General features: G+C 73.8%; 16 protein-coding genes and 2 pseudogenes. 6 read left to right on the forward strand and 12 right to left on the reverse strand.

From position 1 onward, the window contains the following. Positions 1-105 precede the first annotated feature (105 nt). Together Saso_RS13865 and Saso_RS13870 are read left to right on the forward strand one after the other, a co-directional pair. Entirely contained in the window at positions 106-894 is a 789-nt protein-coding gene (locus tag Saso_RS13865) for a sugar phosphate isomerase/epimerase family protein (protein WP_189918086.1), read from the forward strand. Positions 895-1,014: 120 nt separating this feature from the next. Next, positions 1,015-2,244, forward strand: a pseudogene (locus Saso_RS13870) (MFS transporter); the annotation flags it as partial. Between the two features lie 375 nt (positions 2,245-2,619). Here Saso_RS13870 and Saso_RS13875 read toward each other — a convergent pair. The 4 genes from Saso_RS13875 to Saso_RS13890 form a co-directional block, all read right to left on the reverse strand. Further along, positions 2,620-3,228, reverse strand: a complete 609-nt coding sequence (locus Saso_RS13875; RefSeq protein ID WP_189918088.1) for an RBBP9/YdeN family alpha/beta hydrolase — start codon at positions 3,226-3,228, stop codon at positions 2,620-2,622. 112 nt (positions 3,229-3,340) lie between these two features. Beyond that, positions 3,341-4,045: a GNAT family N-acetyltransferase gene (locus tag Saso_RS13880; RefSeq protein WP_189918090.1), complete on the reverse strand. Its 705-nt coding sequence runs from the start codon at positions 4,043-4,045 to the stop codon at positions 3,341-3,343. Then, entirely contained in the window at positions 4,042-5,328 is a 1,287-nt protein-coding gene (gene aroA, locus Saso_RS13885) for a 3-phosphoshikimate 1-carboxyvinyltransferase (protein ID WP_189918092.1), read from the reverse strand. The genes Saso_RS13880 and aroA overlap by 4 nt, the downstream gene beginning before the upstream one ends. A gap of 5 nt (positions 5,329-5,333) precedes the next feature. Then, entirely contained in the window at positions 5,334-6,359 is a 1,026-nt protein-coding gene (locus Saso_RS13890) for an EamA family transporter (protein WP_189918094.1), read from the reverse strand. Positions 6,360-6,446: 87 nt separating this feature from the next. Here Saso_RS13890 and Saso_RS13895 point away from each other — a divergent pair, with 87 nt between their 5' ends. Further along, the gene (locus Saso_RS13895) at positions 6,447-7,421 is read left to right on the forward strand and encodes a LysR family transcriptional regulator (RefSeq protein ID WP_229901036.1); all 975 of its coding nucleotides are present in this window, start codon (positions 6,447-6,449) and stop codon (positions 7,419-7,421) included. Positions 7,422-7,509: 88 nt separating this feature from the next. Then, positions 7,510-9,303, forward strand: coding sequence for a glycoside hydrolase family 3 protein (locus Saso_RS13900; RefSeq protein WP_189918096.1), 1,794 nt, complete (start codon positions 7,510-7,512; stop codon positions 9,301-9,303). Between the two features lie 67 nt (positions 9,304-9,370). Here the strand turns inward: Saso_RS13900 and Saso_RS13905 are convergent, their stop codons facing one another. The 4 genes and pseudogenes from Saso_RS13905 to Saso_RS13920 all read right to left on the reverse strand — a co-directional run. Beyond that, positions 9,371-10,801 carry a S28 family serine protease gene (locus Saso_RS13905; protein ID WP_189918098.1) on the reverse strand — a complete coding sequence of 477 codons (1,431 nt, stop codon included), beginning with the start codon at positions 10,799-10,801 and terminating at the stop codon, positions 9,371-9,373. A gap of 114 nt (positions 10,802-10,915) precedes the next feature. Then, positions 10,916-11,320 carry a hypothetical protein gene (locus tag Saso_RS13910; RefSeq protein WP_189918100.1) on the reverse strand — a complete coding sequence of 135 codons (405 nt, stop codon included), beginning with the start codon at positions 11,318-11,320 and terminating at the stop codon, positions 10,916-10,918. A gap of 127 nt (positions 11,321-11,447) precedes the next feature. Further along, positions 11,448-15,167 (reverse strand): ABC transporter ATP-binding protein, encoded by a 3,720-nt coding sequence (locus tag Saso_RS13915; RefSeq protein WP_189918102.1) that lies wholly within the window; start codon positions 15,165-15,167, stop codon positions 11,448-11,450. 115 nt (positions 15,168-15,282) lie between these two features. Further along, a pseudogene (locus tag Saso_RS13920) lies at positions 15,283-15,457 on the reverse strand (esterase-like activity of phytase family protein); the annotation flags it as partial. Between the two features lie 120 nt (positions 15,458-15,577). Here Saso_RS13920 and Saso_RS13925 point away from each other — a divergent pair. Together Saso_RS13925 and Saso_RS13930 are read left to right on the forward strand one after the other, a co-directional pair. Further along, the gene (locus tag Saso_RS13925) at positions 15,578-17,821 is read left to right on the forward strand and encodes a mannosyltransferase YkcB-related protein (RefSeq protein WP_189918104.1); all 2,244 of its coding nucleotides are present in this window, start codon (positions 15,578-15,580) and stop codon (positions 17,819-17,821) included. Between the two features lie 209 nt (positions 17,822-18,030). After that, on the forward strand, positions 18,031-18,834 hold the full coding sequence (locus Saso_RS13930) for an endonuclease I family protein (RefSeq protein ID WP_189918106.1): 804 nt from the start codon (positions 18,031-18,033) through the stop codon (positions 18,832-18,834). Positions 18,835-18,851: 17 nt separating this feature from the next. Here Saso_RS13930 and Saso_RS13935 read toward each other — a convergent pair whose 3' ends face one another. From Saso_RS13935 to Saso_RS13950, 4 genes are read right to left on the reverse strand one after another with little or no spacing between them, the layout of a single operon-like run. Then, positions 18,852-19,523, reverse strand: a complete 672-nt coding sequence (locus Saso_RS13935) for a maleylpyruvate isomerase N-terminal domain-containing protein (protein WP_189918108.1) — start codon at positions 19,521-19,523, stop codon at positions 18,852-18,854. A 12-nt stretch (positions 19,524-19,535) separates the two neighbouring features. After that, positions 19,536-21,245: a thiamine pyrophosphate-binding protein gene (locus tag Saso_RS13940; RefSeq protein ID WP_189918110.1), complete on the reverse strand. Its 1,710-nt coding sequence runs from the start codon at positions 21,243-21,245 to the stop codon at positions 19,536-19,538. After that, on the reverse strand, positions 21,242-22,210 hold the full coding sequence (gene speB, locus Saso_RS13945) for an agmatinase (protein ID WP_189918112.1): 969 nt from the start codon (positions 22,208-22,210) through the stop codon (positions 21,242-21,244). Before speB ends, Saso_RS13940 begins: the two co-directional genes overlap by 4 nt. Before the next feature lie 56 nt (positions 22,211-22,266). After that, positions 22,267-23,730 (reverse strand): sodium:solute symporter family protein, encoded by a 1,464-nt coding sequence (locus Saso_RS13950; protein ID WP_189918114.1) that lies wholly within the window; start codon positions 23,728-23,730, stop codon positions 22,267-22,269. Positions 23,731-23,747: the final 17 nt, after the last annotated feature.

Here is a 23,747-nt window from a genome sequence, read left to right on the forward strand (position 1 = left end):
GGACCCGTGGGACGGGGCCGGTGGGGCCCTCGCTCGGGTGGGGGCCGGTGGGTTTCGGGGTGGTGTGTGGTGGACCCGTGGGGCGGGGCGGGTGAGAGTGGGGGTATGAAGTTCGCCTTCTCCACCCTCGGTGTTCCCGGTCTTCCCCTCCCCGACGTGCTGCGGCTCGCGGTCGCGCACGGCTACCACGGTGTGGAACTGCGCGTGCATCCGGAGGAGCCGGTCCATCCGGGGCTCGGTCCGCAGGCCAGGGCCGGCGTCGCCGCCGACTTCAAGGCGGCGGGCGTCGAGGTCCTGGGGCTCGCGGGCTATCCGCGGGTCGCCGCCCCGGGGGACGACGAGCCCGTGATCGAGGAGATCCGCGAGCTCGTCGCTCTCGCCCGCGACCTCGGGGCGCCCTTCGTGCGTGTCTTCCCCGGCGGCGAGGACGAGCACGCCGACGCCGTCGCCGCCCGGCGGCTGGGCACCGTCGCCGAGTACGCGGCCGACCTCGGCGTACGCGTCCTGCTGGAGACCCACGACTCGCACCGGACCGGCGCGGACGCCATCCGGGTCCTCGGCCCGGTCGGACACCGGCAGGTCGGTGCGCTGTGGGACGTCATGCACACCTGGCTGGGCGGCGAACAGCCGCTGGAGACCTACGCGGCACTCTCGCCGTACCTCGGATACGTGCAGGTCAAGGACATCGCCTCGGCGCAGGACACCACACCGCTCGCGCTCGGCGCCGGGGTGCTGCCGCTCGCCGAGTGCGTCGAGGTCCTGACCCGCCACGGCTGGGACGGCTGGCTGTGCTGGGAGTACGAGCAGCGCTGGTACGACGACGCCGAGCCGCTGCCCGGACTGCTGAGCGGCGGACGCGACCACCTCGCCCGGCTGCTCAACGACTCCGCCTGAACCGGGGGCCTCGGGGGCGGGGCCCGGGGGCCGGTAACCCGGTGGCGGTCCGGTGCGGGCGCGGGTTAGTGTCCGCGCCGTGCATCAGCAGCCTGCGGCCTCCGTCGCCGTCGTTCCGTCATGAACCTCTTGTCCAGGGCCCTGGTCGACGTACGTCCCCTGCGTTCCTCCCCCGTCTTCCGGCGGCTGCTGATCGGGCGCACGGTGTCCACGCTCGGTGCCTTCATGACCATGGTCACCGTCATGTACCAGGTGTGGGACACGACCCACAGCGCCGTCTGGAGCGGCGCGGTCGGCCTCGCCCAGGCGCTGCCGATGATCGGCGTCGGCCTGTTCGCGGGCGCCTGGGTGGACCGGGCCGACCGCCGCCGCGCGTACCTCCTGGGCACCGTCGGCTCCGCGGTCTGCTCCCTGCTGCTCGCCGTGCAGGGGTTCACCGGGCACGTCCCGGTGCTCGTCGTGCTGGCGCTGGTGGCGGTGCAGTCGTCGTTCGGCGCGATCGGGGCGCCCGCCGCCGGTGTGTTCGTGCCCCGGCTGCTGCCCAGGGACCAGGTGGCCGCCGGGCTCGCCCTGAACCAGGTCACCGGCCAGGCGATGATGCTGCTCGGCCCGGCCGTCGCCGGAGTGGTGCTCGGCTGGTGGGGCATCGGCGTCTGCTACCTGCTGGACGCCCTCAGCTTCGGCATGTCCTTCTACGGCGCCTACGGGCTGCCCGCGCTGCCCCCCGAGGGCGAGAAGTCCCGTGCCGGGGTGCACGGCGTCCTGGACGGACTGCGGTTCCTGACCGGTCACCGCACGGTGCGCGGCGCGCTGCTGATCGACCTGGCCGCGACGGTGCTGGCGATGCCGGCCGGTCTCTTCCCGCTCGTCAACGAGGAGCGCTTCGGCGGGGACCCGCGGACCCTGGGTCTGTTCCTGTCCGCGCTGGCCGTGGGCGGGGTCACGGCGACCGCACTCTCGGGGCCGGTCACCCGGCTCGGCCGTCCCGGCCCGGTGATGCTCTGCGCCGCGGCCCTGTGGGGTGCGGCCCTCGCCCTCTTCGGTGTGACGACCAGTGCGTGGGCGGGGCTGGGGATGCTGGCCCTGGCGGGGGCGGCGGACTCGGTGGCCGTGCTGTCCCGGGCCACGATCGTGCAGACCCTCACCCCGGACGCCCTGCTGGGCCGGGTGACCGCGGCCGAGACGATCGTCGGCCAGGCGGGGCCCAACCTCGGCAACCTGCGGGGCGGTGTGGTGGCGGGCTGGTCCTCCGGCACGACCGCGCTGATCACCGGCGGTCTGATGTGCCTGGCGGCGGTGACGGCGGTGGGGGCGACCACTGCGGAACTCCGCGGTGCCCCGACGGACCCGCACGTCCCGGATTCGCCCGCCTCGGACCCACCCGTCCCGGGCCCGCACGTCTTGGGCCCGCACGTCTTGGGCCCGCCTGTCCCCGACGTCGCGGTCCAGGACGCGGGGGTCGCGGACAGCCCGCTCGCGGACGTCCCGGCCCCGCGTGCGCAGGTCCCGGGCCTGCCACCTGCGGACACGCAGGTTGCGGAGCCCCGGGGCCCGGAACCGCAGGTTACCGAGGCACGGGACACTCCGGCCACGGGACCGTCCGCCGCGGGCCTCTAGAGGGTGCACCGCCCTCGGGCCCGCAGGGCGCTGAGCCACGGAGCCCGGAGCCGCAGGTGCCGGATCCTCCGGCCGCGGGGCCGTCCGCCATGGGCGCCCAGTCCTGTTTCAGTGAGGTCGGCGTGGGTGGAGGGGTGTGCGGTCGTCCAGGCACCATTGCAGGACCGACGGCCAGGAGCCGTAGCCGGCGTCGAGATCGAGGTGGGCGGCGCCCGGGAGGAGTTCGGCGGTGAGGTTCAGCGGGTCGCCGTAGGCCGCCTGCACGCCTTCCGGGAGGTACGGGTCGTCGTCCCCGGCGGCCAGCCGGGTCGGGTGCGGGAGCGGGCGACCGCCGAGCCGCGCGAGGTCGTCGCCCGCGAAGGCGAACCCCTCGACCTCCGGATACCGCGCGAGGACCGCACCGGACGGCGGGGACACCAGCAGCACCCGGTGGACCCCGGCGAGCCCGGGAAGACCGCGGGCGACGGCGTGCAGCCAGAGCAGGACGGAGAGGCTGTGCGCGATCACCACCCGCTCGGTGCCGGCGGCGGGGGCGTCGAGACGGCGGGCCAGTTCGGCGAGCCACACCTCCAGGTCCGGGTCGTCCGGGTCGGGCAGCTGCGGGTAGACGACCTCGTGGCCGAGTTCGGCGAGCCGGTCCGCGAGCCAGTGCTGCCAGTGGGCCTCGGGACGGTGGTTCTGCCAGCCGTGGAGGATGAGATACGAGCGCGTGGTCATGGGGCCGATGATCGGCGAACACCCGTGCGCGGGCCACGGGCGTCTCACACCCCGGGCGGTCTCCCGGCGGTGTGCGGTCCGTTGCCGTGACCCGCCGCCGTCCCGCTGCCGCTCACCCGGCGCCCGGCCTCGGCTCCGGCTCCGGCCCCGGCTCCGGCTCCGGCCCCGGCTCCGGCTCCGGCTCCGGCGGCGGCTCCGGCAGGAACCGTGCGACGCGTTCCGTCAGCCGCCGCTCGCACCGCGGCCATTCCTCCGCCGTGACGGAGAAGATCGCGGAGTCGCGCAGGGCGCCGTCCTCGCCCGGCGCCCAGGAGCGGGACCAGTTGCGCAGGACACCCTCGAAGCGGCCGCCGACGCTCTCGATGGCGGCGCGGGAACGGGCGTTGCGGGCGTCGGTCTTCAGGTCCACCCGGGAGACGCCCCACCGGGTGAAGGCGTGCCGGAAGAGCAGGAGCTTGGCCTCGGCGTTGACTCCCGTGCCCTGGGCGGAGCCGGCCAGCCAGGTGAAACCGACCTCCACGGCGTCCAGTCGGTCGTCGGTCAGCCAGGACCGCGGCTCCCAGAAGGAGGTCGCGCCGACCGCGCGGCCGGTGGCGAGGGAGATCTGCGCGTAGGGGGCGAGCCTGCCGGTCGCCGCGCGGGCGAGCTGGGCGTCCACGTAGTCACCGGCCTCGTGCGCCCTGGGGACCCAGGTGAAGTCGTACGTCCCGCGGTCCTCCTCGGCCGCGACCGCCAGGTCGGCGGTGTGCCGGTGCCCCAGCGGCTCCAGGCGCACGAGCGCGCCCTCGAGAACCGGCCCCTCCAGCCTGAAACTCACCCCGTGCCGTCCTTCCGCAGTACCTTCACCAGCTCCGCGAACGCCTCGTGGAAGCCGGGGAAAGTCTTGCGGACGCAGCCGGGGTCGTCGAACGAGATTCCGGGGACCCGCAGTCCGGTCACCGAGAAGGACATCGCGATGCGGTGGTCGCCGTACGTCTTGATGCCGGCGCCGGTGAGCGAAGCGCCCGGGCCCGGACCGGCCGCGCCGGAACCGGCCGCCGCGGGCCGGATCTCGATCCAGTCGGGTCCGGTGGCCACCTCGGCGCCCAGCCGCCGCAGGTTCTCCGCGCAGGCGTCCAGGCGGTCGCACTCCTTCACCCGGGTGTTCGCCACGTCCTCGATGCGGACGGGCCCGGTGGCGAAGGGGGCGATCGCGGCGAGGGTCGGCATGGTGTCGGAGATGTCCCGCATGGTGACGGTGAGGCCGCGCAGTTCCCCGGTCCCGGCGACGGTCGTGCGGTCCGCGCCGACGTCCACCCGGGCGCCCATCCGCCGCAGTACCTCCACGAAGCCCAGGTCGCCCTGGAGCGCGCCCCGGCCGAGGCCCGGCACGGTCACCTCGCCGCCGGTCAGCGCGGCGGCGGCGAAGAAGTAGCTCGCGGTGGAGGCGTCGGGCTCGATCGCGTAGGCGGTGGCCCGGTAGCCGCCCGGCGGCACCAGGTAGGTGTTCCCCTCACGTCCCACCTCGACGCCGAAGGCCCGCATCATCGCGATCGTGATGCCGACGTACGGCGCCGAGACCAGGTCCGTGACGGTGATGCGCAGACCGGTGCGGGTGAGCGGGCCGAGCAGGAGGAGCGCGGTCAGGTACTGGGAGGACTGGCCGGCGTCCAGCACCACCTCCCCGCCCTCGACGCCCGCCGCCCGCACGGTCAGCGGGTGGTGGCCCTCCGCCTCCTCGTGCCGCAGGTCCACGCCCAGGTCGCGCAGGGCGCGGGTGAGCGGCAGGAGGGGGCGTCGGCGCATCTGCGCGGAGGCGTCGAAGCGGTAGGTGCCGTGCCCGGTGGCCGCGAGGGCCGGCAGGAAGCGCGCCGTGGTCGCGCCGTCCCGGCAGTGGATGTCGGCCTCGGGGACCGCGGGTCCCTGCGGGCGGCCGTCGACCTGCCAGGCGTCCGGTGTCCGTCCCACGCGGTAGCCGAGCCGCGTCAGCCCCTCGGCGAAGCCCTCGGTGTCGTCGGAGCGCAGGGGGCGCTGGAGGGTGGTGACGCCGTCGGCGGCCGCCGCGAGGAAGAGGGCGCGGGCGGTGAGGGACTTGGAACCGGGGATGTCGACGAGGGGCATGCCCCTCATGATCCCGCGCGGGTCGGCCCCGCCGCCGGTACGTCCACGGGATGGACGGCTTCCGGGACAGGATCCGGGGCGGGTTCCGGCACGGATGCCGGGACAGGTGCCGGGGCGGTCCCCTGCGGCGGGACGGCGGGTCCGGCGGTGGGCGGGGCGGCCCGCCGTGCGGCCCACCTCGCCGGTGCGAGGGAGGTCAGCGCCACCCCGCCGACCAGCAGGGCCGCCGCGCACCAGCGCAGGGCGCTCACCGGCTCGCCGAGGAAAACGGCGGCCGACGTCATGCCGAAGACGGGCACCAGGAGCGAGAAGGGAGCCACGGTGGACGCCGGGTGGCGGTGCAGCAGCCGGCCCCATGCGCCGAAGCCGAAGAGCGTGGTGACCCAGGCGACGTAGACCAGGGTGCCTGCGCCCTGCCAGTCCAGCGCGCGCAGCGCGGCGAGGTCGCGCGAGGGGCCCTCGGTGAGCAGGGAGAGGGCGAGCAGGGGCAGCACCGGGACCGTGCTCACCCACACCATGAAGTTCAGCGCGTCCGGCGGGGAGGCCCGGCGGGTGAGGACGTTCGACCCGCCCCAGCAGGCTGCCGCCGCGACGACCAGCGCGAACGCGCCGAGCGAGCCCGAGGCGCCCTCGTCGACCGCGGCCACCGCGATCCCCGCGAGGGCCACCGCCATGCCCAGGAGCCGGAGCCGGGTCGGGCGCTCGCCGAGCACCGCGAAGGCGATGACGGCGGTGAACACGGACTGGATCTGGAGGACCAGCGAGGACAGGCCGGCCGGCATCCCCGCGTCCATGCCGACGAAGAGCAGCCCGAACTTCGCCACCCCCAGCACCAGGCCCACCGCCACGATCCACTTCCAGGCCACCTCGGGGCGCCCCACGAAGAACACCGCGGGCAGGGCCGCCACCAGGAAGCGCAGGGCGGAGAAGAGCAGCGGCGGGAAGTGGCCGAGACCGATCTCCAGGACGGTGAAGTTGACGCCCCAGACGGCGGCGACGAGGACGGCGAGGGCGAGATGGGCGGGGCGCATGGCCCGAGGATCACCCCCGCCGACCGTGAAGCACCAGCGATGATTGCTGCATGGTGGGATGAAGCAACGCTACCGATTGGATCTCCGGTGCTCGATCTCCAGCGGCTGCGCGCCCTGCACGCCGTCTCCGTCCACGGCACGGTCGGCGCGGCGGCGGCCGCTCTCGGCTACACCCCGTCCGCGGTGTCCCAGCAGATCACCAAGCTGGAGCGGGAGACCCGGACCGTCCTGCTGGAGCGGGCGGGGCGGGGCGTCCGGCTCACCGACGAGGCGCTTCAACTCGTCGCCACGGCCGAGGAGCTGATGGCGATCGTCGAGCGGGCCGAGACCGGCATCGAGGAGCGGCGGGGGGTGCCGGCCGGGCGGCTGACCGTCGCCGCGTTCGCGTCGGCGGCGCGCGGGCTGCTGCCCGGTGTCCTGGCCGACCTGGCGCGGCGCCATCCCGCCCTGGACGCCCGGCTGACGGAGGTGGACCCGCACCTGTCCGTGGACCTGGTGGCGAAGGGGGCCGTCGACCTCGCCGTCGCCCACGACTGGGACATCGCGCCGCTGCCCGCCCCGGCGGGTGTCGAGCACGCGGTGATCGGTGACGACGCGTGCGATCTGCTGGTGCCCGAGGGGCATCCCTTCGCGGGGCGGACGGCGGTGCGGCGGGAGGAGCTGGGCGGCGAGCGGTGGATCTGCCAGCCGCCGGGGCGGGTCTGCCACGACTGGCTGGTCCGTACGCTGCGCGCGGCGGGGCACGAGCCCGACCTCGTCCACACGGCCGAGGAGAACCCGACCCTCGTCGCCCTGGTCGCCGCGGGTCTCGGGGTCGCGCTCGTCCCGCGTCTCGGGCGCGGCCCGCTGCCGCCGGGGGCGGTGGAGGTGCCGCTCGACCCGACGCCCGTACGGCGGCTGTACGCGCTGTGGCGTACGGGGGCGGCCCGGCGTCCGGCGATCGCCGAGGCGGTGCGGGTGCTGCGCGACCGGTGGCCGGCGGTGTCGGCCCGCTCGAACCCCGCCCCGCAGCCGCCGCCCGGTCCCGCGCCTTCTTCGGCCCGCCCCGCCGGTCCCGCCTGACGGCGCGCCCGTGCCGGGTGGTTGCGGCGGGGGTGGGTTCCTCCGCGGGTAGCGTGCGGCCACGGTTCCCCCACCGGAAGGAGCGCCCATGCCCTCCAGACGCACCGTCCTCGCCGCCGGCGCGGGTGTCACCGCCGCTCTCACCGTCGGCGCTCCGGCGCACGCGGACGACCGCCGGCCCGGCGAACTCCTCGCGCGGATGACCCTGGAGGAGAAGGTCGGCCAGGTCTTCGTCTCCCGGGTCTTCGGCCACTCGGCGACCGCGCCCGACGCGGCCGACGCCGCCGCCAACCAGCGCGAACTCGGTGTCGGCACGGCCGCCGAGCTGCTCGCCCGCTACCGGCTCGGCGGGATCATCTACTTCGCCTGGACGCACAACACCCGTGACCCGCGGCAGATCGCGGACCTGTCGAACGGGATCCAGCGGGCGTCGCTGGCGCGGCCGCGCGGTGTGCCGGTGCTGATCTCCACCGACCAGGAGCACGGTGCCGTCTGCCGGGTGGGCGCTCCCGCCACCCTGTTCCCGGGCGCCATGGCGGTCGGCGCCGGGGGCAGCCGGGCCGACGCCCGCACCCTCGGCACCCTCGCCGGCCGGGAGCTGCGGGCGATGGGCATCCGGCAGAACTACTCCCCCGTCGCCGACGTCAACGTGAACCCGGCCAATCCGGTGATCGGCGTCCGCTCCTTCGGGGCCGACCCGCGGGCGGTCGCCGACCTGGTCACGGCGGTGGCCGAGGGCTACCGGGCGGCGGGGGTGGCGGCGACGGTCAAGCACTTCCCCGGGCACGGGGACACGGCGGTGGACAGCCACACCGGTTTCCCCGTCATCACCCACTCGCGCGAGGTGTGGGAGGCGCTGGACGCGGTGCCCTTCCGGGCGGCGGTCGCGGCCGGGGCGGAGTCCGTCATGACGGCGCACATCCTGGTCCCCTCCCTCGACCCCTCCGGCGACCCGGCCACCCTCTCCCGTCCGATCGTCACCGGCCTCCTGCGCGAGCGGCTCGGCTACGACGGAGTGGTGGTCACCGACGCCCTCGACATGGCGGGGGTGCGCACGAAGTACGGCGACGACCGGGTGCCCGTGCTCGCGCTCGCGGCGGGCGTCGACCAGCTCCTCAACCCGCCGGACCTGGACGTGGCCTGGAACGCCGTCCTGCGGGCCGTGCGGGACGGGGAACTGACGGAGCGGCGGCTCGACGTGTCGGTCCTGCGCATCCTGCGGCTGAAGGCCCGGCTGGGGCTGCTCGACGAGCCGTACGTCGACGTGGCGGACGTCGGGCGGACCGTCGGCGCGCGCGAGCACCGCGCCGCGGCCGACCGGATCGCCGCCCGGACGACGACGCTGCTGGTCAATGAGGGGCCGCTGCTGCCGCTCTCCCCCCTGGCCCACCCCCGGCTGCTGGTCGTCGGCGCGGACCCGGCCTCGCCGACCGGCACCACCGGTCCGCCGACGTCCGTGCTGGCCGCCGCGCTCACCGGGCTGGGTTTTCGCGCGACGGCGCTGTCCACGGGCACGGCCCCCTCCGCCGAGGCCGTCGCCCGGGCGGTGACGGCCGCGGACGGCGCGGACGCCGTGGTCGTCACGACCTGCAACGTCACGACGGCGGCCGACCCGCAGCTGACCCTGGTGGAGCGGCTGGCGGCGACCGGACGGCCGGTGGTCGCGGTGGCCGTCCGCAACCCCTACGACGTCGCCCGGCTGACGTCCGTGCGGGCCTGTCTGGCGACGTACTCGTGGACCGACGTCGAACTGCGGGCCGCCGCCCGGGTGATCGCCGGCGCGGCCCGGCCGCACGGCAGGCTGCCGGTGCCGGTGCGGCGCGCGGACGATCCGGCACGCGTGCTCCACCCCATCGGCTACGGCCTGACGTACCCGTCCTGACCGGTCTGCCGGACGGTGCGGGCCGCGGGCGGCCGGGCGAGGTGCCCGGCCGCCCGCGGGCCGGTGCTCACGGACGCAGCGCGGGCTCCCGCTCCACGTCGCGCACGTCCAGCCGGGAGTCGAAGGCCGCCAGCGGCTTCGCCCGGGCGACGGCGTCGGCCGCGACGCCCGCCCACTCCAGGATGCGGGCCGTGGCCAGCGCCTTCTGGTCCGCGACCAGGCCGGCGACGTTCGCGCCGTGGTTCAGGCCGGGGGCGGTGAAGACGTAGCTGTCCTTCGCGCCCTTGCCGAGCCGGAAGCGCTCCGCGCCCCACGGGTCGTTCTGGCCGTAGACGAAGAGCATGTGGTGGGCGTTGTGCCGCACCCAGGTGTCGACGTCCCGCATCGCCCGCGGCTGGAACTTCATCGTGATGTCGCGGGGGACGAGGTTGCGCGGGGGCTGGTAGCCGTAGCGGATGTACCGCTTCTCGATGTGCGGGAAGCGGATGGTGGGGGCGCCGAGCTGGGTGCCCGCCTGGTAGTAGTACGGCGTGTAGGTCTCCAGGCCCTGGTCGGCGTAGGCCGAGAAGCCGGAGATCGTGTCGACGGTCGTCCAGATCTCGTCGTCGGTGGCGGTCGCCGCGTCCGCGGGGATCTTGTCGCAGTCGGACAGCAGGCTGTACTGCCAGAAGCCCCACACGTAGTCGAGGACGACGGCCTCGTAGGCGCGGTCCAGACTGCCGATGGTGGTGAACGTGTAGCCGTTCTCCGCCGCGTAGGCCTCGTACTTCTTCTCCAGCGGGGCCCGGCGCACCAGCGCCTCGCGCTGCACGGCGTTCAGCCGGTCGCGGCACTGTGCGGTGCCGACGGTCGCGAAGAAGCGGTCGTAGGCGGAGTCCTCGTCGTTGACGACGTCGTTGGGGGCCACGTAGGCCACCACGCCGTCCATGTCCCCGGGGTAGAAGCGCTCGTAGTACGTCGCCGTCATCCCGCCCTTGGAACCGCCCGTGGAGATCCAGTTCTTGGTGTAGATCTTCTTCAGGGCCGTGTAGATGCGGTGCTGGTCGCCGGCCGCCTGCCAGATGTCCAGCTTCGACCAGTCGGCCGGAGAGGGCCGGGAGGGCGTGAAGAAGCGGTACTCCATGGAGACCTGGTTGCCGTCCACGATCTGGGTCGGCTCGCGGCGGCCGGGGTTGGTGGAGACGTTGTAGCCGCCGGTGTAGAACACCGTGGGGCGTGAGGTGTCCTTGTGCAGCACGGTGATGCGCTGCTGGAAGGTGCCCCTGTCGGGGTGCCGGTGGTCCACCGGCTGCGTGTAGTTCAGGACGAAGTAGCGGTAGCCGGCGTACGGCTTCTCCTGGATCAGGCTCATGCCCGGTACGGCGAGGAGCTGGTCCTCGATGTCCGTCGTGGCGGTGACCCCGGGCCCGGCGGCGGTGGCCGCCCCGGCCGTGGCGGCCGAACCCAGGGTGCCTATGAGCACCGTGAGCGCGAGCAGCCATCTGAGCGCCTTGCGCATGCGCGTGCACCCTCCCTGTGAGACAGATGTGCGTCGCCGGAAGCTATCGGAGCAACACCCGTCACACCAGAGGGGGTTGACGCATCAGGGCCGGTTGCCGCGGGAGGGCCGCGGTCAGCAGAGGAACCAGCCGGAGCGGTACGAGCCGCTGCCCACCGCTCCCGTCACCCGCACGCACCGGTGTCCCGCGTAGACCCTGACCGGTGGCGAACTGCGCGTGTCCTTACGGGACTTGCGTACGGCGACATGACCGCGCGCCTGCACGCTCACCGAGACCAGCCGCCGGGTGCCGGGGTTCTTCTGCACGGTCACGGCGCAGACGTAGGCGCCGTCCTTGAAGACCAGCACGGAGCCGGTGGAGAAGGGCAGGGTGCGCACCTTGCGGCCGGGGCAGGGCGCGGAGGACGACGCCGCCCGGGCGCTGTCCGGCACGGCGACGGCGAGGAGCACGGAGGCGAGCAGCACGACCAGGGCGAGCACCAGCCGCCGGACCGTCGGACGTGCCGTCCCTGCGCCCACGGTTTCCCGCCCCTCCCACACCCGCCGTACATCCGATCGCCGTACTGATGTACGGACGCACGGAGCACACCGAATGGTTGCGCGCCCCCGCACAGGCCGCCCCCGCGCAGCCCGCTCGCGCGCCGGCTCACACCGCCGCGGGCTCGTCCTCCCCCACGAACGTGCGCCACAGGCGGGCGTACCGTCCGTCGAGCGCGAGCAGTTCGTCGTGCGTGCCGTCCTCCACCACCCGGCCGTGGTCCATGACCACGACCCGGTCGGCGCGGGCGGCGGTGGTCAGACGGTGGGCCACCACCAGGGTCGTACGGCGGCCGGCCAGCCGGTCCGTGGCCTGGTTGACCAGCGCTTCCGTCGCCAGGTCGAGGGCGGCCGTCGCCTCGTCGAGGAGCAGGACGTCGGGGTCGACGAGTTCGGCGCGGGCGAGCGCGATCAGCTGGCGCTGGCCCGCGGAGAGGTTGCGGCCGCGTTCGGCCACCGCGTGCAGATAGCCGCCGTCGAGGGTGGCGATCATCTCGTGCGCGCCGACCGCCCGGGCCGCCGCCTCCACCTCGGCGTCGGTGGCGTCGGGCCGGCCGTAGGCGATGGCGTCGCGCACGGTGCCGGGGAAGAGGTAGGCCTCCTGCGGGACGACGCCCAGCCGGTGGCGGTAGGAGGTGAGGTCGAGGGAGCGCAGGTCCCTGCCGTCGACGGTGACCCGGCCGCCGGTGGGGTCGTAGAACCGGGCCACCAGTTTGACCAGCGTCGACTTGCCCGCGCCGGTCTCCCCGACGAAGGCGACGGTCTGGCCCGCCGGGATGCTCAGCGCGATGCCGCCGAGGGCCTCTTCCTCCTCGCCGTACCGGAAGTGCACGTCGTCGAAGGCGATCTCGCCGCGCAGCGACACGACCTGCTCCGGCTCCTCGGCGGACTTCGTGGACGTCGGCTCGCGCAGCAGCTGCTGGATGCGGCCGAGGGAGACGGTCGCCTGCTGGTAGCCGTCGAAGACCTGGGAGAGCTGCTGGACCGGGGCGAAGAACAGGTCGATGTAGAGGAGGTACGCGACCAGGGCGCCGGTGGTGAGCGTCGCCGCTTCCACCCGGCCCGCGCCCGCGATCAGGACCGCCGCCGCCGCGGCCGACGACAGCAGCTGGACGAAGGGGAAGTAGACGGAGATCAGCAACTGCCCCCGGATCCGCGCCCTGCGGTAGCTGTCGGAGCGCTCGGCGAACCGTGCCGCTCCGTCCCGCTCGCGCCGGAAGGCCTGCACGATCCTGAGCCCGGACACCGACTCCTGGAGGTCGGCGTTGACCGTCGACACCCGCTCGCGGGCGAGTTCGTACGCCTTCACGCTCGCCCGGCGGAAGAAGTAGGTGGCGACGACGAGGGGAGGCAGCGTCGCGAAGACGATCAGCGCGAGCTGCACGTCGATCACCAGCAGGGCGATCATGATGCCGAAGAAGGTGACGACCGAGACGAAAGCCGTGACGAGACCGGTCTGGAGGAAGGTGGAGAGGGCGTCGACGTCCGTCGTCATCCTCGTCATGATCCGGCCGGTCAGCTCGCGCTCGTAGTAGTCGAGTCCCAGGCGCTGGAGCTGGGCGAATATCTTCAGCCTGAGGGTGTAGAGCACCCGTTCGCCGGTGCGGCCGGTCATCCGGATCTCGCCGGTCTGCGCCGCCCACTGCACCGCGACGGCGAGCAGGGCGAGCAGCGAGGCGGCCCAGACCGCGCCCAGCGCCGCCCGGGTCACGCCCTGGTCGATGCCGTGCCGGATCATCACCGGCAGCAGCAGGCCCGCCCCGGCGTCGACGGCGACCAGGCCGAGGCTGACCAGGAGGGGTGCGCCGAAGCCGCGCAGCAGCCTGCGCAGGCCGTACGACGTCTCCGGCAGGACCGCCTGCCGTTCGTCGACGCCGGGGGTGTCGACGAGCGGGGGCAGCGTCTCGATCTGGGCGAGCAGCCCGGGGGTGGCCGGCATCCCGGACAGCGCGGTGTCCTCGGGCTCCCGGTCGCCGGTCCACAGCCTGGGGGTGACCCCGCGCTCGGCGTCGAACTCGGCGTCCAGCTCGTCGCGGACGGTGGTGTCCTCGCCCGGCGCCGGCCGCTGGGTGTGGCCGGGCGAGACGCCGCCGAGTTCGTCGGGGTCGGTGAGGAGGCGGCGGTAGAGCGCGGAGCGTTCCTGGAGTTCCTCGTGGGTGCCGAGGTCGGCGAGGCGGCCGCCGTCCAGGACGGCGATGCGGTCGGCGAGGTTGAGGGTGGAGCGGCGGTGGGCGATGAGCAGGGTCGTACGGCCCCGCATGACCTGCTTCAGCGCCTCATGGATCTCGTGCTCGACCGCCGCGTCCACGGCCGAGGTCGCGTCGTCGAGGACCAGCAGGCGCGGGTCGGTGAGGATCGCCCGGGCGAGTGCGACGCGCTGGCGCTGGCCGCCGGAGAGGGTCAGACCGTGCTCGCCGACCGTCGTGTCGTAGCCGTCGGGCAGTTCGGTGATGAAGCGGTCGGCCTGGGCGGCGCGGGCGGCGGCCTCGATCTGCTCCTGCGTGGCGTCGGGGCGGCCGTAGGCGATGTTGGCGCGGACGGTGTCGGAGAAGAGGAACGAGTCCTCGGGGACCAGGCCGATCGCGGCCCGCAGCGAGTCGAGGGTGAGTTCGCGGACGTCGTGCCCGCCGACGAGGACGGCGCCCCGCGTGACGTCGTACAGGCGCGGCAGGAGGAGGGAGACCGTGGACTTGCCTGAGCCGGAGGAGCCGACGACCGCGAGGGTCTCCCCGGCGCGGATCTCGAAGGTGAGCCCGTCGAGGACGGGCCGGTCCGGGTCGTAGCCGAAGGCCACGTCGTCGAACTCGACGGTGGCGGGGGCGTCGGCGGGCAGGTCCTTGGTGCCGTCCGCCAGCGACGGCTCGGTGTCGATCAGCTCCAGGACGCGTTCGGTGCCCGCGCGGGCCTGCTGGCCGACGGTGAGGACCACGGCGAGCATCCGGACCGGGCCGACGAGCTGGGCGAGGTAGGTGGAGAACGCGACGAAGGTGCCGAGGGTGATGTGGCCGCGTACCGCCAGCCAGCCGCCGAGCGCCAGCATGGCCACCTGGCCGAGGGCGGGGACGGCCTGGAGGACGGGGGTGTACGCCGAGTTCAGGCGGATCGTGCGCAGCCGGCCGGCGAAGAGGCGGCGGCCGACCTCGCGCAGTTTGCCGGTCTCCTGGTCCTCCTGGCCGAAGCCCTTGACGACCCGTACCCCGCTGACGGCTCCGTCGACGACGCCCGCGACGGCCGCCGCCTGGGCCTGGGCGTACCAGGTGGCCGGGTGGAGTCTGGTGCGGCTGCGGCGGGCGATGTACGCGAGGGCGGGTGCCACGGCGAGGGCCACCAGGGTGAGCGGCAGGGACAGCCAGGCCATGACGACCAGGGAGATCACGAACAGCAGGAGGTTGCCGATCGTCATCGGGAGCATGAAGAGCAGGCCCTGGATGAGCTGGAGGTCGCTGGTGGCCCGGCCCACGACCTGACCGGTGGACAGTTCGTCCTGGCGCCGGCCGTCCAGCCGGGTGATCGTCTCGAACATCTCGGTCCGCAGGTCGTGCTGGACGTCGAGGGCGAGCCGGCCGCCGTAGTAGCGGCGCACGAAGGTGAGGGCGTAGACGAGGACGGCGGCGCCGAGCAGGGCTCCGGCCCAGGGCGCCATGTCCCGGCTGTGGTCGCCGATGACGTCGTCGATGATCACCTTGGTGACCAGCGGGACCAGCGCCAGGACGGCCATGCCGCCGAGGGAGGAGCCGAGCGCGAGGACGACGTCCGTCCGGTGGCGCCAGGCGTACCCGGCGAGTCTGCGCGCCCAGCCCTGCCGGCGCTCCCCCTGCTGCACTGCCACGCCGATGCCTTCCTGTCGTCCTGGCCGGCCGGTCGTCCCGGTCGTCCTCGTCTGCCGGAAGGCACCAACGCCGAAGGAAGCGGATTTCATCCCTCCGCAACAATCGGGGGCGGGATCAGGCCCGGACCCGCGGACGGTGGAAGCGGGTGGTCTGCGCCGCGTTCTGGTTGTCGTCGCTGACCAGGAGCACCGTCAGCCGGCCCTTGTCACGGCCCGTGACCACCATGCCCCTCGATGTTGTCGAGCAGCGGGTTCGGCTGGGGCTGGTGGGCGGTCGCCACGAATGTCGGCCTCGGTCCGCTCCTCCGGTCGCCGCGCGCGGGGTCCCGCACCCCCGCCGGAGCGCCTTCACAGCGGACGGCCAGCTCCGGCACAGCGGTCACCCAAGGCGGCCGGACAGCATGCGCAGGGTGACCTCAGCCACCGATCCCCTCCCCCACCCGAGCGCCCCCGCCGCCGCGGCCCCGCCCGGGAGCGCTCCGACGGCTCCCGAGACGGCTCCAAAGGCTCCGCCGCCGGACCGTGCGCCGCGCTGGTCGCTGCCCGCCCTGATCGCGATCCTGGTCCTGGCGGCGGTGCTCTACGGCTGGAACCTGTCGGGCAGCAGCCTCAACAGCTTCTACAGCGCAGCCGTCTACAGCGGCACGCAGAGCTGGAAGGCGTGGTTCTTCGGCTCGCTCGACGCCGGGAACTTCATCACCGTCGACAAGCCGCCGTTCGCGCTCATGGTCATGGGCCTGTCCTGCCGGATCTTCGGCTTCGGCACCTGGCAGATGATGCTGCCGGAGGTCGCGGCGGCCCTGGGCACCATCTGGATCCTGCACTCCTCGGTGAAGCGGGCCTTCGGGCACGCGGCCGCAGCCGTCGCGGCACTGGTGCTGGCGCTGACGCCCATCACGGTCGCCATCAACCGCGACAACAACCCCGACACCGTCCTGGTGCTGCTGATGGTGGCCGGCGCCGCCCTCGCGCTGCGCGCCACCCGCGACGACCGGCTGCTGCCGCTCATCGGCTCCGCCGTGTGCTTCGGGCTCGCCTTCAACACCAAGATGCTCCAGGGCTACATCGCGCTGCCCGCCGTCTTCGCCGTATACCTGTACGCCTCGCGGCTCGGCTGGGGCAGGAAGGCCCTGAACCTGGCGCTGGCCGCCGTGGCACTGGCCGTCGCCAGCTTCTGGTGGGCGACCGCCGTGTCCCTGGTGCCCGCCGACGACCGCCCGTACATCGGCGGCTCGACCGACGGCAGCGCCTGGGACCTGATCATGGGCTACAACGGGCTCGGCCGCGTCCTCGGCGGCGAGGGCAACGGGGGCGGCGGCGGGGGCGGCGGCACCTTCGCCGGGACGGCGGGGATCGGCCGGATGTTCAACGACGTCCTCGGCGGCCAGATCTCCTGGCTGATCCCCTTCGCGGGCATCGCGCTGGTGGCCGGCCTGGTGCTCCGCGGCCGCGCACCGCGCACCGACGTGACGCGCGCCGCGCTGGTCCTGTGGGGCGGCTGGCTCGTCCTGCACTACCTGACCTTCGCCATGGCGGAGGGCACCATGCACCCGTACTACACGACCGCGCTCGCCCCGGGCATCGCGGCGCTGTGCGGGGGCGGCGGGGTGATGCTGTGGCGAGCCCTGCGCGACGGCGGCGCCCGCTGGTCGTGGGTGCTGCCCGCGGGGCTCGCGGTCACCGGTGTCTGGGCGGTCGTGCTGCTGCGCCGCGCCACCGGCTGGAACACCTGGCTGTGGCCGGTCGTCGCCGTGCTGACGGTCCTCGCGGTCGCGGGCCTGCTCGTCCTGCGGTCGGCGCGGTCCGGCATCCGGGCCCGGCTGCTCGGTGTGTCCCTCGCCGCGGCGATCGTGGCGTCCCTCGCCGGTCCGACGGCGTACGCCGCCTCGCCGGCCTTCGGTTCGTCCGGCGGCATGATGGGCGGCACCAACCCGACCGCAGGTCCGTCCACCGGCGGTGGAACGGGCGGACCCGGCGGCGGTGGCGGCCGGGGCGGCTTCGGGGGCGGCGAAGGCGGTCCCGGCGGCCAGGCGCCCGGCGGTGACCGGCAGGGCGCCGGGACCGGCGGCGGGTTCCCCGGCGGCGGCAACGGCGAACTCCCGCAGGCCGGCGGCACCGGCGGCAGCGCCCAGGGCGGCGAGGAGGGCACCGCCCGGGGCGGTGGCGACGGCGGACCCGGCGGCGGTACGGGTGGCGGCATGGGCGGGGGCGGTGGCATGGGCGGCGCCGACAGCGGGCTCGTGTCGTACCTGGAGAAGCACCAGGACGGCGCCACCTGGCTGATCGCCGTGTCCAACTCGCAGAGCGCGGGCCAGATGATCCTGAGCACCGGCAAGCCCGTCATCTCCATGTGGGGCTTCACCGGTTCCGACCGGGCGATGACGCTCGCCGAGCTCAAGAAGCTGGTGAAGAAGGGCGAACTGCACTACATCCAGCTCGGCGGCGGCGGGATGGGCGGCAACAGCAGCCTGAACCAGGAGATCACCGCCTGGGTGCAGAAGAACGGCACGGCGGTGCAGGCGAGCGAGTACGGCGCGACGTCGGCCTCCGCGTCCGGCTCGGAGACCTCCGGCTCGGAGACCTCCGGCTCGGAGACCTCGGCGCAGGGCGGCCAGTCGACGGTGTACCGGCTGGACGCCTCGGACGTGAGCTGACCCGGAGCGGCTCCCCGGACGGAACGGCCCCTGACAGGACGTCAGGGGCCGTTCCTGCGTGAGGAAGCGCGTTCGATCCGCGTGGACTGGGCACGGTTTGCCGGTCCTCGTCACCCGATGGACATGTCAGATTCATTGCCATGACCGCATGTGCATGTCACTCTCCCGATTGCCGCCTTCAATCAACCCGCGTAGATCGGACACCCCACATGCTGGCGACACGCATACGCCGATGGAAGTCGGTGGCCCTGGCCACCACTGCCGTCCTGGTAGGCCTCTCCGCGCCCGCCCTCACCGCGACCCCCGCCGCGGCGACCACGACGGCGTACGACTCGACGTACTACAAGAACGCGGTCGGCAAGACGGGCACGAGCCTGAAGTCCGCGCTGCACACGATCATCAGCAGCCAGACGAAGATCTCGTACTCCGCGGTCTGGGACGCCCTGAAGGCCACCGACCAGGACCCGAACAACAGCAGCAACGTGATCCTGCTGTACAGCGGTGTCTCGCGAGCCAAGTCCCTCAACGGCGGTGACGTCGGCGACTGGAACCGCGAGCACGTGTGGGCCAAGTCCCACGGCGACTTCGGCGAGGTGACCGGTCCGGGCACCGACCTGCACCACCTGCGTCCCGCGGACGTCCAGGTCAACAGCATCCGCGGCAACCTGGACTTCGACAACGGCGGCAGCGCGGTCACCAACGGCGGCGGCAGCACCGTCGACTCCGACTCCTTCGCGCCGCGCGCGGCGGACCGGGGCGACGTGGCCCGCATGATCCTCTACATGGCCGTGCGCTACGAGGGCGACGACGGCTTCGCCAACCTGGAGCCCAACGAGAAGGTGGGCAACGGCAGCAACCCGTACATCGGCAAGCTGTCCGTCCTCAAGGCGTGGAACGAGGCGGACCCGCCGAGCGCCTTCGAGGAGAAGCGCAACCAGGTCATCTACGACACGTACCAGCACAACCGCAACCCGTTCATCGACCACCCGGAGTGGGTCGAGGCGATCTGGTAGCGGCGGCGTCCGCCCGGCTACCCCTCGCCCGCGCCGCGCGGAGCGCCGTACCAGCGCCAGCTCGTGCGGCGCGGCAGCCCGGGGAGCTCTCCCCGGCCGGTGGCCCACAGCAAGGTGGGCCACCGGCCGGTGTCCGCCGGGGCGTCCGGGAAGAGCCGGGCCAGCGCCCGGTCGCACAGCCCGGCGTCCGGCTCCCAGCGCAGGCCGAGCCCCTCGGCGACGTCGTGCAGGTGCACCAGCGTCTCGACGACCCCCATGGCGGCGAAGCCCTCGGGGTCCGAGGCGCCGAAGACGTGATGGGACCTCACGTCGGCGGACGTCGTGCGCACCATGGCGGTCAGCAGCGCCCCGCAGGCCTCCAGCACCCGGACCAGGCCGGCCGCCCCGGCCGCGGGATCCGCGAAGATCACGTTCGCCGGCGCCCCTGGCCGCTGCGCGCGCCATACGAAGGGCACCTCGGTGCCGGACGGCGCGCCGGCGTCGGGCGAGCCGAGCTGAGCGGCATAGGCGAACAGGTCGTCGGCGAGGTGCTCGACGGTCTCCCGGCAGCTCCACTCCAGCGAACCGGCCCTGGCGTCCCAGTCGGCCGGCCCGGCCGCGCGCAGCGCGTCCGCCGCCAGCAGGACCGCGTCCCGTACGTCGTCGGCGGTGACGGGGCCGGGGCCGGGAGAACCGTGCGCTGCGGACATGCGCGGACCGTATCAGCGACCTGCTTCGGGCCGCTCCCCGTCGAGGTGCGTCGGTGCGAACATCCGCAGCACCGCCGGGAGGACGACCACCGAAGGGCCGGGCGTGGCCAGGGCCTTCGCCAGGTCCGCCTCCAGGGTCCCCGCCGACGTCAGCACCCCCGGCACCCCGAAGGACTCCGCCAGGGCGACGTAGTCCGGGCGGGTCAGCTCGGTGGCCGTGGGCTCGCCGAAGGCGTCGGTCATGTACTCGCGCAGGATGCCGTAGCCGCCGTCGTCGACGATCAGCCAGGTGACGTCGAGGCCGTACTGCCGCGCCGTCGCCAGTTCGGCGATCGAGTACAGCGCCCCGCCGTCGCCGGAGACCGCCAGCACCGGGCGGGTCGGGTCGGCCGCCGCCGCGCCCAGCGCCGCCGGGAAGCCGTAGCCCAGGCCGCCCGCTCCCTGGGCGGAGTGCATCGAGTTGGGGGTCCTGGGATCGAAGGCCGACCAGGCCCAGTAGGCCAGGACGGTCATGTCCCAGAAGGACGGCGAGTCGTCGGGCAGGGCGCGCCGGATCGACGCCAGCAACTCCTGTTCCAGGGTCAGTTCCTGGGACGCGATGCGGCGCGAGACCCGCGCGAGCAGTTCGCGCACCCGCTCGGGCGCCGTGTCGTCCTGCCGCTCCCGCACCGTCTCCAGGAGGGCCTGGAGCGCCAGCCGGGCGTCCGCGTGGATGCCCAGGGCCGGGTGGTTGGACTCCAGCTTGCCGAGGTCGGCCTCGATCTGGACGACCCGCCCCCGGGGCCGGAACGTGTGGTAGTTGGACGACAGTTCGCCCAGGCCGGACCCGACCACCAGCAGCACGTCGGCGTCCTCGAGGAAGTCCGTCGTGTGGCGGTCCTCCAGCCAGGACTGCATCGACAGCGGATGCGTCCAGGGGAACGCCCCCTTGCCGCCGGGCGTGGTGACCACCGGGGCCCGGAGCAGCTCGGCGAGCTGCCGCAGCTTGCCCGACGCGTCCGAGCGTACGACCCCGCCGCCCGCGATGATCGCCGGACGGGCCGCCCCGGACAGGAGATGGGCCGCCACGGCGGTCAGTTCGGGGCGGGGCGCCAGCTCCTCGGGGAAGGCGTCGCCGCCGGTCACCACGGGGATCGACGTGGGGGCCAGCAGGACGTCCTGCGGGATCTCCACCCACACCGGGCCGTGCGGCACGCTCAGCGCCGACTTCCAGGCCGCCTCGATCGCGGACGGGATCTGGGACTGGGTGCGGACGGTGTGGACCGACTTCACCACGCCCCGGAACGAGGCCGCCTGGTCGGGGAGTTCGTGCAGATAGCCGTGGCGGCCGCCGCCGAGGCCGGCCGTCGGGACCTGGCTGCCGATCGCGAGGACGGGGGCCGAGGCGGCCGCGGCCTCCTGGAGCGCCGCGAGCGAGGTCAGCGCCCCCGGGCCCGTCGACAGCAGCAGCGGCGCCGCCTCGCCGGTGATCCTGCCGTACGCGTCCGCCGCGAAGCCCGCGTTGTTCTCCACCCGCAGGCCGACGTACCGCAGCGAGGAGCGGCGCAGCGCGTCGAACATGCCCAGCGCGTGCTGGCCGGGCAGGCCGAAGACGGTGGTCGCGCCGAGTGCGGCGAGGGTCTCCACGACCAGGTCTCCGCCGATGCGGCCCGCGGGCGGGTTCAGCGCGGCGGAGATCTGCGCCGGGGTGGGGCGGAGCACCAGGTCGTGGTCGTGGGTCACTTGGCGCGAGCCTCGGCAATCTGTCGGGACATGATCGTGGTCAGTTCGTACGCCGTGTGGGACGCGGCCACCGACGTGATCTCCGCGTGATCGTACGCGGGGGCCACCTCGACGACGTCCGCCGAGACCAGATTGCAGGAGGCCAGGCCGCGCAGGATCTCCAGGAGCTCGCGGGAGGTCATGCCGCCCGCCTCCGGGGTGCCCGTGCCGGGGGCGTGCGCCGGGTCCAGGCAGTCGATGTCGATGGAGATGTAGAGCGGACGGTCGCCGATGCGCTGGCGCAGCTGGTCGGCGACCTCGTCGGCGCCGCGCCGGTACACGTCCGCCGAGGTGACGATGCCGAAGCCCATCTTCTCGTCGTCGGTGAGGTCCTGCTTGCCGTACAGCGGGCCCCGGGTGCCGACGTGGGAGAGGGCCTCGGTGTCGAGGATGCCCTCCTCCACCGCGCGGCGGAACGGCGTGCCGTGCGTGTATTCCGCGCCGAAGTAGGTGTCCCAGGTGTCGAGGTGCGCGTCGAAGTGGAGCAGGGCCACGGGGCCGTGCTTGCGCGCGACGGAACGCAGCAGCGGCAGCGCGATGGTGTGGTCGCCGCCGAGGGTCATCAGCCGGGCGCCGGTGCCCAGCAGCTCGTCGGCCGCCGCCTCGATGGTCTCCACGGCCTCGTGGATGTCGAACGGGTTCACCGCGATGTCACCGCCGTCCGCGACCTGCGCGAGGGCGAACGGGGAGGCGTCCTGCGCCGGGTTGTACGGCCGCAGCAGCCGGGACGCCTCGCGGATCGCGTTGCCGCCGAAGCGGGCGCCCGGCCGGTACGAGACGCCCGAGTCGAACGGCACGCCCACCACGGCGACGTCGGTGCGGCCGACCTCGTCCAGGCGGGGCAGCCGGGCGAAGGTCGCGGGACCGGCGTACCGCGGGATGCGGGAGGAGTCGACGGGACCGCGGGGCGTCTCGTTGCCGTTCATGCTTAACTGCTCTCTTTCCTACGCTTCGTCGCGTATGTACTGCTTCTTGTACGACTTTACCGGGCGGCGGGAACGGGCGGGGCCGCGGCCGCCCCGGGGGCCCGCCCGGCCAGCCGCTCGCGCCAGGCGGCCAGCACGGCGGGGTCGGTGGCGGGGGTCGCCAGGGAGACGACGACGTAGGCGGCCAGGGAGGCGAGAAGACCGTAGTAGACCGGCTCATTGGCGAGGATGCCGTAACCGGCCATCAGGCCGACGACCGCGAGACCGCCGGCCACGACCGAGGCCAGGGCGCCCTGGACCGTGCCGCGCCTCCAGAGCAGCCCGCCGAGGATGGGGACGAGCAACCCGCCGACGAGCAGGTTGTAGGCGACGGTCAGCGCCTCGACGACGTTGTTCAGCGCGATCGCGGTGACGATCACCGCGACGCCCATGACGAGGATGAACAGGCGGTTGCCGCGCACCTCGTCCCGTTCCGCGCCTTCGGGGCGCACGAGGCCGCGCAGCCGGGACCAGATGTCGTTGTTGGCGACGGTGGCGCAGGCGATCAGGGCGCCCGACGAGGTGGACATCACCGCGGCGAGCGCGGCGGCCAGCACCAGCCCCCGTACGCCGACCGGGAGTTCGTCCTTCACGATCGTCGCGAAGGCGGTGTCGGCCGAGGCGAGGTCGGGGTAGAGCACCTTGGCGGCGGTGCCGATGACGGCGCCGGCGAGGGCGTACACCAGGCAGTAGGTGCCCGCCACCGTGCCGCCCCACTTCGCCGTGCGGTCGCCGCGGGCGGTGAACACGCGCTGCCAGATGTCCTGGCCGATGAGCATGCCGAAGGTGTAGATCAGCACGTAGGTGAAGATCGTCTCGCCGCCGATGCCCAGCGGGTCGAAGTACGCGGTGGGCAGCTTCGCCCGCATCTCGCCGAATCCGCCCGCCTTGACGACGGCGATCGGGAGCAGCAGCAGGAGCACGCCGATCGTCTTCACCACGAACTGCACCATGTCGGTGAGGGTGATCGACCACATGCCGCCGAGCGTCGAGTACGCGACGACGATCGAGCCCCCGAGGACGATCGCGAGGGTCCGGTCCATGTCGAACAGGACGTCGAAGATGGTGGCGTAGGCGATGGTCGACGTCACGGCGAGCATCAGGGTGTACGCCCACATCACCACGCCCGAGATCACCCCGGCCCGGCCGCCGTAGCGCAGGTCCAGCATCTCGGAGACGGTGTAGACCCGCAGGCGGGCGATGCGGGCGGAGAAGAAGACGGAGAGCGCCAGCAGGCCGAGGCCGATGGTGAACACCATCCACGCGCCGGACAGCCCGTACCGGTACCCGAGGCCGACGCCGCCGATGGTGGACGCGCCGCCGAGGACGATCGCCGCCATGGTGCCGGAGTACATGACGGGCCCGAGCCGGCGGCCCGCTACGAGGAACTCGCTCTTGGAGCGGGCGCGGCGCATGCCCCACCAGCCCATGGCCAGCATGCCGGCCAGATAGACGGCGATCACGGTGTAGTCGACGGCCACGGGGCCCACCCTTCCTT

It is taken from the genome of Streptomyces asoensis (assembly GCF_016860545.1).
GTDB lineage: Bacteria > Actinomycetota > Actinomycetes > Streptomycetales > Streptomycetaceae > Streptomyces > Streptomyces asoensis.

Excerpts from the sequence above, each read along its gene's own strand:
- Saso_RS13865 (WP_189918086.1), top strand. The coding sequence starts at position 106 with ATGAAGTTCGCCTTCTCCACCCTCGGTGTTCCCGGTCTTCCCCTCCCC.
- Saso_RS13875 (WP_189918088.1), bottom strand. The coding sequence starts at position 3,228 with ATGACCACGCGCTCGTATCTCATCCTCCACGGCTGGCAGAACCACCGT.
- aroA (WP_189918092.1), bottom strand. The coding sequence starts at position 5,328 with ATGCCCCTCGTCGACATCCCCGGTTCCAAGTCCCTCACCGCCCGCGCC.
- Saso_RS13890 (WP_189918094.1), bottom strand. The coding sequence starts at position 6,359 with ATGCGCCCCGCCCATCTCGCCCTCGCCGTCCTCGTCGCCGCCGTCTGG.
- Saso_RS13900 (WP_189918096.1), top strand. The coding sequence starts at position 7,510 with ATGCCCTCCAGACGCACCGTCCTCGCCGCCGGCGCGGGTGTCACCGCC.
- Saso_RS13905 (WP_189918098.1), bottom strand. The coding sequence starts at position 10,801 with ATGCGCAAGGCGCTCAGATGGCTGCTCGCGCTCACGGTGCTCATAGGC.
- Saso_RS13930 (WP_189918106.1), top strand. The coding sequence starts at position 18,031 with ATGCTGGCGACACGCATACGCCGATGGAAGTCGGTGGCCCTGGCCACC.
- Saso_RS13935 (WP_189918108.1), bottom strand. The coding sequence starts at position 19,523 with ATGTCCGCAGCGCACGGTTCTCCCGGCCCCGGCCCCGTCACCGCCGAC.
- speB (WP_189918112.1), bottom strand. The coding sequence starts at position 22,210 with ATGAACGGCAACGAGACGCCCCGCGGTCCCGTCGACTCCTCCCGCATC.